The sequence below is a fragment of the Streptomyces sp. rh34 genome (assembly GCF_002551245.1).
Lineage (GTDB): Bacteria > Actinomycetota > Actinomycetes > Streptomycetales > Streptomycetaceae > Streptomyces.
In genome coordinates, this window is record NZ_NTGZ01000012.1 from 44,449 (window position 1) to 60,476 (window position 16,028).

Genomic DNA, 16,028 nt, shown 5'->3' on the forward strand with positions numbered 1-16,028 from the left:
CCCGGGGCTCCGCCCCCGAGGGCGGTCACCGGTTCGGCCGGTCCCCCGCCCTCGCCGCCGCCGCCATCTCCTCCAGCCGCGCCAGCATCGGCATCGGGTCCGCCCCCACCGTCCCGGGCAGGAAGTCCGCGATCCGTTCCGGGGTCCAGGGCCCCTCCCCGTATGCCGCCCGCAGCTCCCTCGGCTGGGCCCAGACCGCGATCTTCGGGCCCGCGATCGTGTACACCTGCCCGGTGATCCGCTCCGCCCGCGCCCGCTCGCTGAGCAGGTAGACCACCAGGGCCGCCACGTCCTCCGGCTCCCCGATCTCCTTCAGTTCCATCGGCACCCCGGCCGACATCCGGGTCCGGGCGACGGGTGCGACCGCGTTGGCCGTGACGCCGTACCTGTGCAGGCCCAGCGCCGCGCTGCGCACCAGCGAGATGATCCCGCCCTTCGCCGCGCTGTAGTTGGCCTGGGAGACGCTGCCCTGGTGGTTGCCGCTGGTGAAGCCGATCAGCGTGCCCCCGCCCTCCTGCTTCCGCATCACCGCCGAGGCGGCCCGGAAGACCGTGAACGTGCCCTTGAGGTGGGTGGCCAGGACCGGGTCCCACTCCTCCTCGGCCATGTTGAACAGCATCCGCTCGCGGAGGATCCCGGCCACGCAGACCACCCCGTCGAGCCGGCCGTACTCCGCCAGCGCGGTGTCCACGATCCGCTGCCCGCCCGCCATCGTGGAGATGTCGTCGGCGACCGCGACCGCCTCGCCGCCCGCCGCCCCGATCTCCTTCACGACGGACCGGGCGATCTCGCTGGTCGGTTCGGAGCCCTCGACGGAGACGCCGTAGTCGTTGACGACGACCCGCGCCCCCTCCGCCGCCGCGGCCAGCGCGACCGCCCGCCCGATGCCGCGGCCGGCCCCGGTCACGGCGACCACCCTGCCTGCCAAGAAGTTCCCCATGTCCGGCCCCTTCCCGCGGTTTCTGACGGACCGTTAGATTTTACGGGCAGGCGGATACCCCGGCACAAGACCCAGGAGGTCCCCATGTCCCTGCCGGCCGAGTTCCACGAGATCGCGAAGCGCGTGAACAACTGGGGCCGCTGGGGCGAGGCCGACGAGACCGGGACGCTCAACCTGATCACCGACGCCGTCGTGCGGGAGGCCGTGGCCACCGTGCGCACCGGCCGCCGGATACCGCTCGCGCTGCCGCTCCAGCAGGACGGGGTGCAGAGCGGGCTCATCCCGGGCCGGGTCAATCCGCTGCACACGATGGTCCAGATCAACCAGGAGATCTTCGGCCCCGGCACGGTCGCCACCAGCGACGACGCCGTCACGATGGGGCTCCAGGCCTCGACCCACTGGGACGCCCTGCCCCATGTCTCGCACAGCGGGAAGATCTACAACGGCCGCCCGGCGGACACGATCACCGCCCACGGCGGGGCCCGGTTCTCCTCGATCGCCACCGTGGGGCACCTCGTCTCGCGCGGGGTGCTGCTGGACGTGGCCCGCGCCCGGGGGGTGGACCGGCTGCCCGGCGACCACGCCGTGACACCGGAGGACCTGGCCGCGGCGGAGGACTTCGGGGACGTATGCGTACGGGCCGGGGACGTCGTGCTCGTACGGACCGGGCAGGTGCGGGTGGCGCTGGCCGGGGACCGGCAGGCGTACGGCTATCCGTCGCCCGGGCTTTCGGTGCGCACGCCCGAGTGGTTCCACGCCCGGGATGCCGCGGCGGTCGCCAACGACACCCTGACCTTCGAGATCTTCCCGCCGGAGATCGAGGACCTGTGGATGCCGGTGCACGCGCTGCACCTGGTCGAGATGGGCATGCTCCAGGGCCAGAACTGGAACCTGGAGGCGCTGTCCGAGGCCTGCGCGCAGGAGCGCCGGTACGCCTTCCTGCTCACCGCGTCGCCGGAGCCGTTCGCCGGGGCGACGGGCTCGCCGGTCGCCCCGGTGGCGGTCCTGTGAACGGCCTCCCCGAGGAGGGGAGGGGCCAAAAGCTCAGGTCAGGTTGGTGAAGAGGCAGGAGGGCGGTTCGCACGCCTCGCCGCCCCGGCCGACGACCGAGGGCGCCTCCGGGGGCCGCACCGGGCCGCACCGGTCGACCTCGCACCAGATCTGCTTCCCGCCGCCCTCCGGCAGCCAGCCCCAGCGGTCCGCGAGGCCGTCCACCAGCTCCAGGCCCCTGCCGCCCGTGTCGTCGCCCTCCGCGTGCCGCCGGCGCGGGGGGCACTCGCTGGCGTCCGCGACCTCGACCCGGACGGTCCCGGCCGCGCCGGACGCCCCGGCCCCGCCGAAGAGCATCCGCAGCACAGCGGGACAGCCCGTGTGGACGACGGCGTTGGTGACCAGCTCCGAGATCAGCAGGATGAGCGTCTCGGCGAGCGGCTCGTCATCCCCTATCCCGGAACCGACCAGACGCGACCGCGCCCACCTGCGGGCCCGCCCCACCTCCGCGGGATCCGGACCGACCTCCAGCTGAACCTGAAGCACCTGCACCGCTCACACCATCCGAACCGGCGGACACATCGCCTCGCGCCTCCTCAGGATCACGGAACGTGATTCCCCTACGCGACAGCATGGTTGACGTACAGTCACCGCAACAAGCGCTTCGGGCATATTCCAGCGCGAAGGAGTACGCGTGGTGCATACTGTGCGACGCACGTTGCGGGGAGTCGAACAGGAGCGCGCAGGGACTGCGAGAAACGCTCTTCGGGCAGGCCCGGCACATCTCCGGCGAGAGCCCTCGCCCCGGACCGGAGCCGCCGCACAGGCCGCTCCCGGATCGCCCGGTTCCAGAACCACTCGCATCCCACGGAGCGTACCCGAGCCGGACACCGACTCCACCCGGTGACGAATCACGCAAAGGCCGCACGTCGGCATCGGCATCGCACGGCTGCGCTGCGTCACCCTCCGCCCCCTGCTCCCGAGCCTCCTCCGCCGGGCGCCGCCGGGCTGCCCGGACGCGGCCGGGCGGCCCCCAGGCCGGCGGCCAGGAGCTCCTCCGCCGCGGCCCCGGTGAGCCGGCTCGCGGACCGGAGCCAGGCCCGTTTCAGGTGGAGGTGAACATCTGCCTCCCAGGTGAAGCCCATCCCGCCGTGGATCTGGAGGCAGTCGCGCGCGTTGCGTACGGCCGCCTCGTCGGCGAGCAGTTTCGCCGCCGCGATCTCCACCGGGTCGCCGGTCACGGCGGCCGCGTACACGGCGGCACGGGCCGGTTCGGTGCGGGCGAGCATGTCGGCGCAGAGATGTTTGACCGCCTGGAACGATCCGATGGGCGATCCGAACTGCTCACGGTCCCCGGCGTGTTGAACGGCCGCCTCGGTGGTCCGGACGGCGCTGCCGAGTTGTTCGGCAGCAGTGAGAAGCGCCCCCTCGTAAAGGAATGCGCCGGGGTACGCCTCTGGCGCTGCCGCACGCCCCTCCACCCGGTGCAGCGGGGTGAGCGGGTCCATCGACCGTACGGGCCGGGCCCCGGCGACGAAGGCGCGCAGCGGCTCCCCGACGAGTGCGTCGGACCCCACCAGCACCGCGTCCGCCTCCGCCAGGTGGGCCACCGGCAGGTCCCCGTCCACGGCCGTCACCACCGCCTCGCCCTCGGCGGCCCCCTCCACCAGGCCCGCCGCCAGGTGCGTGGCGGCCAGCGGGCCCGGCAGCAGCGCCCGGCCCGCCTCCTCGAAGAGCAGCACCGCCTCGGGCAGTCCGAGACCCACCCCGCCCGCCTCCTCCGGCAGCCGGAGCGCGAAGAAGCCGGCCGCGCCCAGTTCCCGCCAGAGCGAACGGTCCAGGGTCCCGCCCCGCTCCACCGCCGCCCGCAGCCGGTCCCGGTCGAACACCGCGCCGAGCAGGTCGCGCATACCGGACCGCAGGGCCCGCTGGTCGTCCGAGAGCTGGAAGTCCACGGTGGTCTCAGCGCCCCTTCGGCAGGCCGAGGATGCGCTCGGCGACGATGTTCCGCTGGATCTGGGAGGTGCCCGCGGCGATCGTGTACGAGAGGGAGGAGAGCCGGTCCAGCGCCCATTCCTGGTCCAGGTCGAACGCGTCGCCGCCCCCCAGCACCTCCGCCGCCGCCTCGTACAGCTCCTGGCGGGCCACGGAGTAGCGCAGTTTGAAGACGGAGCCGCCGGTGCCGGGGACTGGGCCCGTACGCTCCGACTCCGCCACGTTCCACTGGGTGAGCCGCCACAGGGCCCGGAATTCGGCGTTGAGCCTGCCGAGGCGCCGGCGCAGCACCGCGTCGTCCCACCGCCCGTTGCGCCGGGCCTCGTCGGCGAGGGCGTCCAGGGTGCGGCGGCAGGCGACGACCTCGCCGGCGAAGGCCGTGCCGCGTTCGAAGGAGAGGGTGACCATGGTGACCCGCCAGCCGTCGTTCTCCGCCCCCACGCGACAGGAGACGGGCACCCGGACCTCGTCGAGGAACATCTCCGCGAACTCCGTGGACCCGGCCAGGGTCCGCAGCGGCCGGACCGTGATGCCGGGGGCGTCCATCGGCATCGCGAGCCAGGTGATCCCCCGGTGTCGGGAGGCGTCCGGATCCGTGCGCACCAGCAGCTCGCACCAGTCGGCGACCTCGGCGTGCGAGGTCCAGATCTTGGCTCCGCTGATCACGTAGGCGTCGCCGTCGCGCACCGCGCGGGTGCGCAGCGCGGCCAGGTCGGAGCCCGCGTCCGGCTCGCTGAACCCCTGGCACCAGACCTCGTCGCCGCGCAGCACCGGGGGCAGCCAGCGGGCCCGCTGTTCGGCCGTGCCCTCGGCGGCGATCGTCGGCCCGGCGTGCAGCAGTCCGACGAAGTTCGCCCCGACGTAGGGGGCGCCGGCCTTCTCCGTCTCCTCCAGGTAGATCAGGTGCTGGGTCGGGGTCGCGCCCCGCCCGCCCGCGTCCACGGGCCAGTGCAGGCCCGCGTACCCGGCGTCGTACAGCATCCGCTGCCAGGTGGTGTCGTACGCCCGGCGCGCGGGCCAGTCGTCGGGCGAGGGCTTCGGGGGCAGGCCGGGGAGGGCGCCGGCCAGCCACTCCCGCAGCCGCCGCCGGAACTCCTCCTCGGCCTCCGTGTACGCGAGATCCACGACGCCCGCCGCCTAGGTGTCCAGGTCCAGGCCGAGCATCCGGATCGCGTTTCCGCGCATCAGTTTGTGGATGGTCTCCTCGTCCAGTCCCTTGACGTGGTCGAGGGCGACCTCCTTGGTGTGCGGGAAGGTCGAGTCCACGTGCGGGTAGTCGGTCTCGAAGGTGGCGTTGTCGCGGCCGACGACGTCCAGCGACGCGATGCCGTGTTTGTCGCGGAAGAAGCAGCAGAACATCTGCCGGTAGTAGTACGTGGACGGCGGCTCGGGGATCAGATCGCGCACCCCGCCCCAGGCCCGGTGCTCCTCCCAGACGTCGTCGGCGCGCTCCAGGGCGTACGGGATCCACCCCATCTGGCCCTCGCTGTACGCCAGTTTCAGCGTCGGGAACTTCACCAGGACCCCGCTGAAGAGGAAGTCCATCATCGAGGCCATCGCGTTGTTGAAGGAGAGCGAGGCCTGCACGGCCGGGGGCGCGTCCGGGGAGGCGGCGGGCATCTGGGAACTGGAGCCGATGTGCATGTTGACGACCGTGCCGGTCTCCTGGCAGACGGCGAAGAACGGGTCCCAGTAGCCGGTGTGGATGGACGGCAGCCCGAGGTGGGTGGGGATCTCGGAGAAGGTGACCGCGCGCACGCCCCGGGCCGCGTTGCGCCTGATCTCCGCGACGGCGAGGCCGATGTCCCAGAGCGGGATGATGCAGAGCGGGATCAGCCGGCCGCCGCTGTCGCCGCACCACTCCTCGACCATCCAGTCGTTGTAGGCGCGCACGCAGGCGAGGGCGACCTCCTTGTCGTGCGCCTCGGCGAAGGTCTGCCCGCAGAAGCGCGGGAAGGTCGGGAAGCAGAGGGAGGCCTCGACGTGGTTGAGGTCCATGTCCTTGAGGCGTTCGGCCGGGTCCCAGCAGCCGGGCCGCATCTCGGCGCGGGTGATGCCCTCCAGGGTCATGTCGTCGCGGTCGAAGCCGACGGCGGCGATGTTCCGCTTGTACGGGAACTTCAGGTCCTCGTAGATCCACCAGTCGGTGGGCGGCCCGTCCGGGTCCATGGTGATGACGTACTTCCCGCCCGTGTACGCCAGCTCCCCGATGCCCGCGGTGAGCGGCCGCGGCCCGCGCTCGCGGTACTTCGCCGGCAGCCAGGTGGAGAAGAGGTGCGCGGGCTCGATCACATGGTCGTCGACGCTGACGATCCGAGGCAGTTCCGTCATGGTGTCGTCCCCTCCGGCGCACCCGGCGCGGTCCCGGGCGCTGGCAGTCTCCGATAGCTTTCTGATGACCCGTCAGATCGATGTGCGGCACTCAGGCTAGCCCCGCACCCCTGGACCGACAAGGCACGGAGCCCTACGCTCTCCGCACTGTCTGACTGGCCGTCAGTTCGGAGGGACCGCTGTGACCGCCGTGAACGACGTGACCGCATCCGCCCACGCCCTGGGCGCCTCCCGCACCTTCTGGGAGCTGATCGAACGCCGTGCCGCCCGCACCCCGCACGACCCGGTCCTGCTCCAGGAGGACCGGAGTCTGACCTTCGGCGAGTTGCGGGACCGCGCCGAGCGGGTCGCCGCCGGGCTGTACGGGATGGGCGTGCGCGCGGGCAGCGTGGTGGCCTGGCAGCTGCCGACCCGGCTGGAGACGGCCCTGCTCTCCTTCGCCCTGACCCGGCTCGGGGCCGTGCAGAGCCCCGTCATCCCGTTCCACCGGGACCGCGAGGTGCGGTTCGCGCTGCGCGAGTCGGGGGCCTCGTTCTTCGCCGTGCCCGGGGTGTGGCGCGGCTTCGACCACACGGCGATGGCCGAGCGGATCGCCGGGGAACTCGACCACCCGCCGCGGGTCCTCGAGGCGTACGACGCCCTCCCCGACGGCGACCCGGCCGTGCTGCCGCCGCCGCCCGGACCGTCCTCCGGCACGGAGGTCCGCTGGATCTACTGGACCTCCGGCACCACCTCCGACCCCAAGGGCGTCCTGCACACCGACCGCTCCCTGATCGCGGGCGGCTCCTGCCTCGCCCACGCCCTGAAGCTCTCCGCGCGGGACGTGGGCTCGATGGCGTTCCCGTACGCCCATGTCGCCGGGCCCGACTACACGGTGATGCTCCTGCTGTACGGGTTCCCCGCGGTGATGTTCGAGCAGTTCGCGCTGCCGGACGCGCTGGCGGAGTACCGGCGGCACGGGGTGACCGTGGCGGGCGGGTCGACGGCGTTCTACGCGATGTTCCTGGCCGAGCAGCGCAAGGACCCGGGCAGCCGCCTCATCCCGACCCTCCGTCTGCTGGCGGGCGGCGGGGCGCCGAAGCCGCCGGAGGTCTACCACGCGGTGGTGCGGGAGATGGGGGTCCAGCTCACCCACGGCTACGGCATGACCGAGGTCCCGATGATCACCATGGGCTCCCCGGACGACACCCCCGACCACCTGGCGCTGACCGAGGGGCGGCCGCCGGAGGGGATGGAGATCCGGATCACCGACGAGCGGGGCGAGCCGCTCCCGTACGGCGCCGAGGGCGAGGTGCGGCTGCGCGGGGAGGCGGTCTGCCGGGGGTATCTGGACGCGGAGGCCTCCGCCGCGGCCTTCGACGCCGAGGGGTTCCTGATCACCGGGGACCTGGGGCGGCTCCGGGAGAGCGGACACCTCACGCTCACCGGGCGGCTGAAGGACATCATCATCCGCAAGGGCGAGAACATCTCCGCCAAGGAGATCGAGGACCTGCTCCACACGCACCCCGCCGTGGCCGACGCGGCGGTCATCGGGCTCCCCGACGCCGACCGCGGCGAACGCGTCTGCGCGGTGGTGGAACAGCCGCCCGGCACCCCGCCCCTGACCCTGGCCGGGCTCTCCGCCCATCTGCGGGAAGCGGGCCTGTCCGTCCACAAGGTGCCCGAGCAGTTGGAGGTGCTGGACGAGCTGCCGCGCAACGAGACGCTGCGCAAGGTGCTCAAGTACCGGCTGCGGGAACGGTTCGGCGGGTGAGGCGGGCGTCGGCCGGGCGAGGCAGGCGTTACGGGGGCGACGCGCCGTCCCCGTAACGCCCGGGGTTGCTACGCGTCGGGCTCGATCACCGTGAAGTACACGGCGAACGCCGCCACCACATCGCTCTCCGCCACCAGCCCGTCCCGGTCCGTGTCCAGGCTCTGGGCGCCGATGCTCGCGATCTCGGCACGGGCGCCGAGGACCCGGAGCGCCCGCTCCACGTCCGCCACCGCCGCCCTGCCGTCGTTCCCGCAGTCCGCGACCGCGATGGCCGCACGCAGGAACGGCCGGGCGATCTCGGCGAACCGCCCGGGATTGTCCCGGAGCCGCTTCACGGCCCCGCCCACGAACTCCTCACGGGTGACCCGCTGGTCCCCGTCCACATCGGCGATCCCCGCCATGCCCTGCCAGAAGGCCTCGGCACCGGTGTAGAGCGCCTGCCCCTTGTCGCAGCGGGCCGTCGTACCGAACTCGGCGAGCAGACGGGCCGCCGCGGCATTGAAATCGGCACGGTCGATGTAGCCGTTGCCGTCCTGGTCGAAGGCGGCGAAGCGGTGCGCGATCTTTCGCTCGTACTCTGCGCTGTCCATGCGGGGAGCGTACGACGCCCGGAGCGCTCACGTGTCACCGAGCAGGTCCTCCTGTGTGACAACCTCGCATCGGAGGCAGCCGCTTCAGGCGCTCAGCGGCCTGCACTCCTCGTCGGTCGCGGACCGCGCGTCCGGGTAGACGTCGAACAGACGGCGCACCCCGAGCGCCCCGAGCACCTTGTTGACGTGCGAACCGTCCTCCGCGCCCCGGGCCGGGAGAATCAGCCGCAGCCGGCCGCCGCAGGACTTCATCAGCCGACGCGAGGCGATCAGCACGCCGACGCCGCTGGAGTCGCAGAAGAACACCTCGGACAGATCGAGCACCACATCGTGCTGCCCCTCCGCCACCGCCTCGTGGACGGACTGGCGCACGACGGGTGAGGTCACCAGATCGAGTTCGCCGCTCATGCGCAGCACGGTCCAGGAGCCCTGCTCCGCCTCGTCCACCTTCAGCGTCACGCGACTGGACCTCTCGTTCCGGGGCTCCCGGCAATCCGGAAGTTTCCGTTCCTTCTCGCGGCTGCCCCACCGCACCCCCATGAAACACCGACGCGCCGACCGACGCCCAGGAGGTTTCCGGCGGAAAGGAGCACTTCGGGCTGTTTTCGCTGATCAGAACGGCCAGGGAGGCATCCGGGCCGAAAATCGACTAGCGTCGTCGGCCACGCGCCGCGGGATGAGAGTTGCCGCAAAGGCGCGTGCGCCGCCCGCCCGGCGGACTACATTCGGTCCTCACGGGCACAGGTCAGACACGGAGCTGGGTGACAGGCCGGGGGCTGGGGGGTTCATGGCGAAGGAGACAGCACCCCGCTGGGACCGCAGGATGCAGCAGAGGCTGGCCCGCGGCGAGGCGGCGGCGCTCGGCGAGCTCTATGACCGGTTCGCGGCCCTCGTCCACAGCCAGGCGCACCGGATGCTCGACGACGAGGACGCCGCCGACCTGGTGACCCGCGAGGTATTCGCCCAGGTCTGGGAGAACCCCGAGGCGTACGACCCGAAGCAGGGCTCGATGCGCTCCTGGGTGGCCCGCCTCGCCCACCGCCAGTCCGTCCAGCGGCTGCGCCGGGCGGCGGCCTCCTCGTACGCGGCGGAGCACGGCGAGGGCGCGGCGCCCGACCCGGAGGAGCTGGAGCGGCGGGTGCGCAGTGCCACGGCCGCCGCCCGCGCGGACTACATCGTCTCCTCGATGCCCGCGCCGCTGCGGCAGGCCCTGGAGCTGGCGTACATCCATCGCCGGGACTACCGGCAGACCGCCGCCGACCTCGGGGTCACCGAGGACGAGGCGCGCCGGCGGCTCCGGCTGGGGCTCCAGCTGCTCTCCACGGCGAACGCACGCCCGCTCGAAGGGGCCTCGCCACCCGGTTACGGACGGGTCCGGTGAGCGACGACGGACGCGAGAGCGAGGGAGGCGGGGAGGAGGTGCGCGGCGCCCGCCGGATACCGGGCCCGCGCGGGGCGGCGGACGACCTCGACCTGGAGTCCGTGCCGCTGCCTCCCCTGCCGCCGGCCGGACCGGCCGCCCCCGACGAGGCCGTACCGGAACAGGCCGTACCGGAGCCGTCCGTGCCGGAGCCGTCCGTGCCGGAGCCGGAGCCGTCCGAGGCCCCGGAGACCGAGTCCGTGGCCGAGGCCGGGCCCGCGGCCGAGCACGCCGTCGAGCACGGACCCGAGCCTGTGGCCGAGCACGGGACCGAGCCCGTGGCCGGGCCTGCGGCCGAGCTCGGGACCGATCCGACGGCCGGACCGGAACAGGCCACCCCGGAGCCGCTCATGACCTCCGCCCCGGATCTCCCCCACCGGGTCCTCAAGGCCCTTCTCGGCGCCTGGGCCCTGTCCGCCTGTTCGGCCGAGGAGACCGCCGCCGTGGAGGACCACCTCACCGCCTGCGCCCCGTGCGCGGACGAAGCACTGCGGCTGCGGGACGCGGTGGGGCTGCTGCACACCGACGGCTCCCTCGACCTCGACCCGACGCTGCGGTCCCGGGTGATGGACGGGTGCCTGGGCCGCCGCCCGGCCCGGATACCGGTGCCGGAGTGGGCCGCCCCGTACGACGCCGAGACCGCCCGGCTCGACGCGCTGCTCCGCGACATCGGCGACTCCGAGTGGCACGCGCCGGTGCGCCTGCGGTGGTTCGAGGAGGAGCGCGAGGTCAGCCGCAGGACCACGGTCGCCGGCGTGATCGGCCACCTGACGGCGGTCGACGGACTGCTGTCCGCCGCGCTCGGCCTCGACGACCCGCTCGGCGACAGGGCGCCGCTGGACCCCACCGAGCGCACCGAGACGTACTGGTCGTCGGCGCACCGGCCGCCCACCCGGGCCGTCCGCGAGCCCTGGCGGGCCCAGAGCCACGAGCTGATCCGTACGGCGTCCTTCGCCGGGCGGAACGTCGCCGAGACCTCCGTCTCCTACGGGGCCTTCGCCCTGCCGCTCCAGGACGCAGCTCTGGACCGCGCCTTCGAGTGCTGGGTGCACGGCGGGGACATCGCCGACGCCGTCGACTACCCGTACCGGGCCCCGTCGGCGGCCCATCTGCACCGGATGATCGACCTGGCGGCCCGGATGCTTCCGGCCGCCGTGGCGGGACGCCGCCGCGCCGGACTGGCCGGACCGGCGAAGGACCTCGTCACGGCCGGTGCGCCGGGCCGCTCGGTCCATCTGGAGATCGAGGGCCACGGCGGAGGCGACTGGTACATCGCGCTGGACTCCCCGGCCGCCGTCGGCTCGCCCGACCGCGCGGTGGCGCAGGTCGCGCTGGACGGGGTCGAGTTCTGCCGGCTCGTCGCGGGCCACATCTCGCCGGTGGAAGCGGCCGCCGGCCAGGAGGGCGACCGCGAGGCCATCCGCGACGTGCTGTTCGCGGCGGCCGCGCTCAGCCGGCTCTAGGACCGGTTCTCCAACTGCCCCGTGCCGGGCGGCGCCCGGTCCGGTCCCAGGGCCACGCCCCTACGCGAAGATCACCGTACGGCGGCCGTTGAGCAGGATGCGCCGCTCCGCGTGCCACTTCACCGCGCGCGCCAGCGCCCGGCACTCCACGTCCCGGCCGATGGCGACCAGCTGGTCCGGCGTCGCGTCGTGACCGACGCGCTCGACCTCCTGCTCGATGATCGGGCCCTCGTCGAGGTCGGCGGTGACGTAGTGCGCGGTCGCGCCGATCAGCTTCACCCCGCGCGCGTGCGCCTGGTGGTAGGGCTTGGCGCCCTTGAAGCTCGGCAGGAACGAGTGGTGGATGTTGATGATCCGGCCGCTCAGCTGCTTGCACAGGTCGTCGGAGAGGACCTGCATGTAGCGGGCCAGGACGACCAGCTCGACGTCCTCCTCGCGGACCAGTTCCAGCAGCCGCGCCTCGGCCTCCGCCTTGTTGTCCTTCGTCACCGGGAGGTGCCGGAAGGGGATGCCGTACGAGGCGACGAGCTCGGCGAAGTCCGTGTGGTTGGAGACGACGGCCGCGATCTCGACCGGCAGCGCCCCGGTGCGGGAGCGGAACAGCAGGTCGTTGAGGCAGTGGCCGAACTTGCTGACCATCAGCACGATCCGCATGCGCTCCGCGGGCCGGTGGATCTGCCACTCCATCCGGAAGGCCTCCCCGATCGCGGCGAAGCTGGCGCGCAGCTTGTCCACCGTCACGGTGGCGTCCGCCGAGAAGTGGACGCGCATGAAGAACAGGCCCGTGTCGTGGTCCCCGAACTGCTGACTGTCCTCGATGTTGCAGCCGGTCATGAAGAGATAGCTCGACACGGCGTGCACGATGCCCTGTTTGTCGGGGCAGGAGAGCGTGAGGACGTACTGCTCGGTCGCGGCGGCGTCCGAGGCGGCGGAGGGGGCGGGCTGCGGCGCGGTCATCCTCGTAGGGTGCCACACCCGCCCGGCGTCAGGCCGTCCTGGTCATGATGCGGATGACGTCCAGCGAACGCGGCGGTATGTCCGGATCCTCCGCGTCGTTGGTGGCGAGCATCACATGGGCCTCGCGGGCCGCGTGAACGGCCTCGGGCCAGCCGTGGTGCTCCAGATAGGCGGAGACGGGGGCGTCCGCGCCGACCTGGTGCATGATCCGCAGCACCCGCAGGGCGGCGGCGTCCACGGCGGCGGCCTCGGCGGAGTCCCTGAATATGGTGCCGACGTACTTCTCGGCGGACCAGTTGTCGAGCCAGGTGTCCTCGACCAGGCGGTACACGGCGTCGGTGACGTCCCCGTACCCTTCCCGGCCGGCGAGCCAGCACTCGTGGTGGAAGGCGGGGTCGGAGAGCATGTGCAGCGCCGAGCGCACGTTGGTGCGCCAGCGCCACCACGGCATGTCAGTGAGCGGCATGCCGCCCATGGTGGAGGAGCGACGGCCGCGACGGGAAGAGTTCTCCGAACCTTGCTGCACGGTCGTCGATCGTACGTTCCTTCACCGCGCCTCCGCACGGGCCCCCGTAATTCACCTGGACGTCACCGTGCGTTGAGAACGGCACACCGCGCCGTTACCCCGGGCCCGGAAGGGTCCTGGTCCATGACCGGACGGCGACGCCCCACCTTCCCCCGCCCCTTCCCGGGCATCATCAGCGCGGCGGCGGCGGGGGCGGTGCTGCTGTCCGGCTGCGGCGTGCTCCCTGGGGCCTCGGGGGGGTCCAGGGGGCCCGTCACCGTGATGACCTGGGCGCCCGACCGCTCGGAGGACATCAACGCGGTGAAGATGTCCGGGGTGCCCGCGATGGCGCAGACGTACGCCCGCTGGGTCAACGACACCGGCGGCATCGACGGGCGTGAGCTGAAGGTGGTCGTCTGCGACGAGGGCGACACCGCGCTCGGCGCGGAGCGGTGCGCTCGGGAGGCCGTCGAGAAGAAGGTGGCCGCCGTCGTCGGCTCCTACAGCCGCCACGGACAGAGCTTCATGCCGGCGCTGGAGGCGGGCGGTGTCCCGTACATCGGCGGCTACGGCGCCTCCATCGAGGAGTTCAGCAGCTACCTCTCGTACCCCGTCAACGGCGGCCAGCCGGCGCTGCTGGCCGGTCACGGGCGGCAGTTGGGCCGCAGCTGCGAGCGGGTCTCGCTGGTGCGGCCCGACTCGATCGGCGGCGACGGCATGCCCCCGCTCCTGAACAACGGGCTGATGGCCGCCGGCCGGCCCGCCTCCACCGACATCCTCGCCCCGCTGGACGCCACGTCCTACGACGAGCAGGCCGCACAGGCGCTGGAGCGGTCCGACGGCGGCTGTGTGACGGCGGTGCTCGGCGCCCGTACGGAGACGTTCTTCGACTCCTTCCGCCGCCTGGAGCCGGATGGTGAGCAGGTGAGGATCTCCTCCGTGCTGGGCAGCGTCAACCAGCCGCTCATCGACCGCACGGGCGGCCCGAACAGCCCCTTCGAGGGCGCCTACGTCACCGGCTGGTACCCGGACGCGAGGAACGCGCGCTGGAAGGAGATGCGCGAGGTGGTCGGGAAGTACGCCTTCGGGGACAACCGCATCGACCCGGACGACACCGCCGTGCAGACGACGTGGATCGCGTACACGGCACTGAGGGCGGCCGTCCGGGCGATCGACGACGAGGACGTCACGTCGGGCCGGGTGGTGGCCGCCCTCAACCGGGGCGTCGAGGTCGACACCGGCGGCCTGACCCCGACGCTCCGCTGGCGCTTCAAGGACCTGGTCGGCACGTTGAGCTACCCGCGCATCGTCAACACGAAGGTGACGTTCCAGGTGGTCCGCGAGGGCCGGCTCACCGCCCAGAAGAAGGGCTTCGTGGACGTCTCGGACACCCTGACGGACGCCCCGCGCGGCTGAGGGCCGCCCCGTGGGCCTCTCGTTCGGGTCGTGCCGGGCCCGGGCTGCCCGGTCCCGGGCTCAGAGCTCGGTGTACGCGTGCTTGGTGAGGCCGTACTTCACCGCGATCGCGTTCCAGAGCTTGGACGCCTCGCGCTTGGCCTGGGTGGCCACCCCGCTCTGCTGGTTGCCCTTGGCCGTCTCGCCCGTCGACCGGGCCTTCCCGCCCTTGCAGACGTGCTTCTGCTTCTTGGCCTGTCGCGCCCAGGTGGCGTAGTGCTCGTCGGCCGCCGCCGACGCCTTCCACGCCCGGTTCAGCGAGGCGGTCAGCTCCGCGTTCCGCGGGAGCTTGTCCACGGTCAGCCCGTCGAGCCGGGTCACCAGGTCGCGGCGCTGCTGGGCGGCGCCCCTGAGGTCGTCGTTCGCCCGGTCCAGATCCTTGCAGGACTTGATCTTCTCGACCGCGCCGATCACCGCGGCCCGGCTGTTGTTGCTGTCGGCCAGCAGCTTGTCCAGCGCCTCGGCCTGCGGCTTCGCCGGGTCGGGCGGCGCGGCCTCGGTGGTGGGGTCCGTGACCGGTGAACTCTGCGCGGCGACCGGCTGCTTGTCGTCCTTGCCGGAATCGTCGCCGCCGCTCAGCAGTGCGCCCGCGCCGAGTCCGATGACGGCGCAGCCCACGACGACCGCGGCGATCAGCGGGACATGCGCGGACCGCCGGCGCGGGGCGCCGCCACTGGGCTGCGGGGCCGGGCCGTCGTGCTCCGCGCGGCCCTGGAGGCCGTGGAGGCCGGACGGGTAGCCCCCCGGCGCCTGGGGCGGCAACTGGCCGCCCTGGGGCTGCTGGTGAGGCTGCTGGGGCTGGTGGCCCTGCTGCTGATACGGGGACGGGGGCTGCTGCTGGTACGCCGGTGGGGGCTGCTGCCCCGCGTCGAACTGCGGCATCTGCTGCGTGGCGCCCGCCGGTTCCTCGCTGCGGAACAGGTTGTCGAACTCCGCGGGCGGCTGCCGGTCCCCCGGCGCGCCCGGCCTGATCCCGTACGGGGCCCCTCCGGGCACCGGGGGTATGTACTGCGTCGCGTCGGCGTCGCCGCCGCCCTGCGGGGGCCCCACGGGGCCGGGGCCGCCGGGGACGGGCGCGATGAACTGCGTGGCGTCCGCGTCACCGCCGGGAAAACCCTGACCGCTCTGCCCGCCCCGAGCGCCCGGCCCGGCCTCCGGCGGCAGCGGCTGTGCGTACGGCTGGGGCTGCGGCGGCTGGGGCTGCGGCGGCTGGGGCTGCTGCTGGTTCTGGTGCTGCTGGGGGTACTGCGGCTGGTAGGCACCAGGTTGCTGGGACTGCGGCTGTTGCGGCTGTTGCGGCTGGTAGGAGCCGGGCTGCTGAGGCTGCTGATACGCCCCGGGCTGCTGGTACGCCTCCGGGCCCGGCGGCTGCTGCGCGGGCGGCAGCGGCTGCGGCTGCGCCGGCGGGTAGCCGTAGGCCCCCTGCGCCTGCTGGTCCGGCTGCGACGGCGCGGCGGACTGCGGCCCCCACTGCCCGCCCCACGGCTGACCGCCCGCGGGCGCCGCCTGCTCGCCCTGTCCGGCACCTGTCTCTTATACACATCTCTGATGGCGCGAGGGAGGCGTGTATAAGAGACAGGGTTCGGGTCGAGCGGGCGGCGCAGGTCGGTGCGGTAGGCGGCCCGAACC

14 protein-coding genes and 1 pseudogene are annotated in these 16,028 nt (G+C 73.0%); 5 read left to right on the plus strand and 10 right to left on the minus strand.

Annotation, left to right across the window (positions count from 1 at the left end):
* Positions 1–25: 25 nt before the first annotated feature.
* On the minus strand, positions 26–940 hold the full coding sequence (locus CR470_RS04855) for an SDR family oxidoreductase (RefSeq protein WP_097866336.1): 915 nt from the start codon (positions 938–940) through the stop codon (positions 26–28).
* Positions 941–1,024: 84 nt separating this feature from the next.
* On the opposite strand from CR470_RS04855, the gene CR470_RS04860 reads away from it, so the two are divergent.
* Positions 1,025–1,951, plus strand: coding sequence for a cyclase family protein (locus CR470_RS04860; RefSeq protein WP_097866337.1), 927 nt, complete (start codon positions 1,025–1,027; stop codon positions 1,949–1,951).
* Between the two features lie 33 nt (positions 1,952–1,984).
* On the opposite strand, the gene CR470_RS04865 is transcribed toward CR470_RS04860, so the two are convergent.
* From CR470_RS04865 to CR470_RS04880, 4 genes are all read right to left on the minus strand, one after another.
* Positions 1,985–2,482 carry an ATP-binding protein gene (locus tag CR470_RS04865; RefSeq protein ID WP_097866338.1) on the minus strand — a complete coding sequence of 166 codons (498 nt, stop codon included), beginning with the start codon at positions 2,480–2,482 and terminating at the stop codon, positions 1,985–1,987.
* Between the two features lie 407 nt (positions 2,483–2,889).
* Positions 2,890–3,885 (minus strand): acyl-CoA dehydrogenase family protein, encoded by a 996-nt coding sequence (locus CR470_RS04870; protein WP_097866339.1) that lies wholly within the window; start codon positions 3,883–3,885, stop codon positions 2,890–2,892.
* Positions 3,886–3,892: 7 nt separating this feature from the next.
* Positions 3,893–5,050, minus strand: coding sequence for an acyl-CoA dehydrogenase family protein (locus tag CR470_RS04875; RefSeq protein WP_097866340.1), 1,158 nt, complete (start codon positions 5,048–5,050; stop codon positions 3,893–3,895).
* A 12-nt stretch (positions 5,051–5,062) separates the two neighbouring features.
* Positions 5,063–6,256 carry an amidohydrolase family protein gene (locus CR470_RS04880; RefSeq protein ID WP_097866341.1) on the minus strand — a complete coding sequence of 398 codons (1,194 nt, stop codon included), beginning with the start codon at positions 6,254–6,256 and terminating at the stop codon, positions 5,063–5,065.
* 181 nt (positions 6,257–6,437) lie between these two features.
* On the opposite strand from CR470_RS04880, the gene CR470_RS04885 reads away from it, so the two are divergent.
* Positions 6,438–8,009, plus strand: coding sequence for a class I adenylate-forming enzyme family protein (locus CR470_RS04885; RefSeq protein ID WP_097866342.1), 1,572 nt, complete (start codon positions 6,438–6,440; stop codon positions 8,007–8,009).
* A gap of 68 nt (positions 8,010–8,077) precedes the next feature.
* Here CR470_RS04885 and CR470_RS04890 read toward each other — a convergent pair whose 3' ends face one another.
* Together CR470_RS04890 and CR470_RS04895 are read right to left on the minus strand one after the other, a co-directional pair.
* Complete coding sequence (locus CR470_RS04890; RefSeq protein ID WP_097866343.1) at positions 8,078–8,599, minus strand: EF-hand domain-containing protein; 522 nt, start codon at positions 8,597–8,599, stop codon at positions 8,078–8,080.
* A gap of 84 nt (positions 8,600–8,683) precedes the next feature.
* A complete protein-coding gene (locus tag CR470_RS04895) occupies positions 8,684–9,058 on the minus strand; it encodes an STAS domain-containing protein (RefSeq protein WP_007454150.1) in 375 nt (124 codons plus the stop codon).
* 328 nt (positions 9,059–9,386) lie between these two features.
* On the opposite strand from CR470_RS04895, the gene CR470_RS04900 reads away from it, so the two are divergent.
* Together CR470_RS04900 and CR470_RS04905 are read left to right on the plus strand one after the other, a co-directional pair.
* The gene (locus tag CR470_RS04900; RefSeq protein WP_097866344.1) at positions 9,387–9,980 is read left to right on the plus strand and encodes an RNA polymerase sigma factor; all 594 of its coding nucleotides are present in this window, start codon (positions 9,387–9,389) and stop codon (positions 9,978–9,980) included.
* Positions 9,977–11,482 carry a zf-HC2 domain-containing protein gene (locus CR470_RS04905; protein ID WP_097866345.1) on the plus strand — a complete coding sequence of 502 codons (1,506 nt, stop codon included), beginning with the start codon at positions 9,977–9,979 and terminating at the stop codon, positions 11,480–11,482. The genes CR470_RS04900 and CR470_RS04905 overlap by 4 nt, the downstream gene beginning before the upstream one ends.
* Positions 11,483–11,542: 60 nt before the next feature.
* Here the strand turns inward: CR470_RS04905 and purU are convergent, their stop codons facing one another.
* Both purU and CR470_RS04915 read right to left on the minus strand, forming a co-directional pair.
* On the minus strand, positions 11,543–12,439 hold the full coding sequence (purU, locus tag CR470_RS04910) for a formyltetrahydrofolate deformylase (protein WP_097866346.1): 897 nt from the start codon (positions 12,437–12,439) through the stop codon (positions 11,543–11,545).
* 28 nt (positions 12,440–12,467) lie between these two features.
* Entirely contained in the window at positions 12,468–12,914 is a 447-nt protein-coding gene (locus tag CR470_RS04915) for an SCO4402 family protein (protein ID WP_050361140.1), read from the minus strand.
* 174 nt (positions 12,915–13,088) lie between these two features.
* On the opposite strand from CR470_RS04915, the gene CR470_RS04920 reads away from it, so the two are divergent.
* Complete coding sequence (locus tag CR470_RS04920) at positions 13,089–14,360, plus strand: ABC transporter substrate-binding protein (protein ID WP_097866347.1); 1,272 nt, start codon at positions 13,089–13,091, stop codon at positions 14,358–14,360.
* A 60-nt stretch (positions 14,361–14,420) separates the two neighbouring features.
* Here CR470_RS04920 and CR470_RS04925 read toward each other — a convergent pair.
* Positions 14,421–15,923 (minus strand): annotated as a pseudogene (locus tag CR470_RS04925) (hypothetical protein); the annotation flags it as partial.
* Between the last annotated feature and the right edge of the window lie 105 nt (positions 15,924–16,028).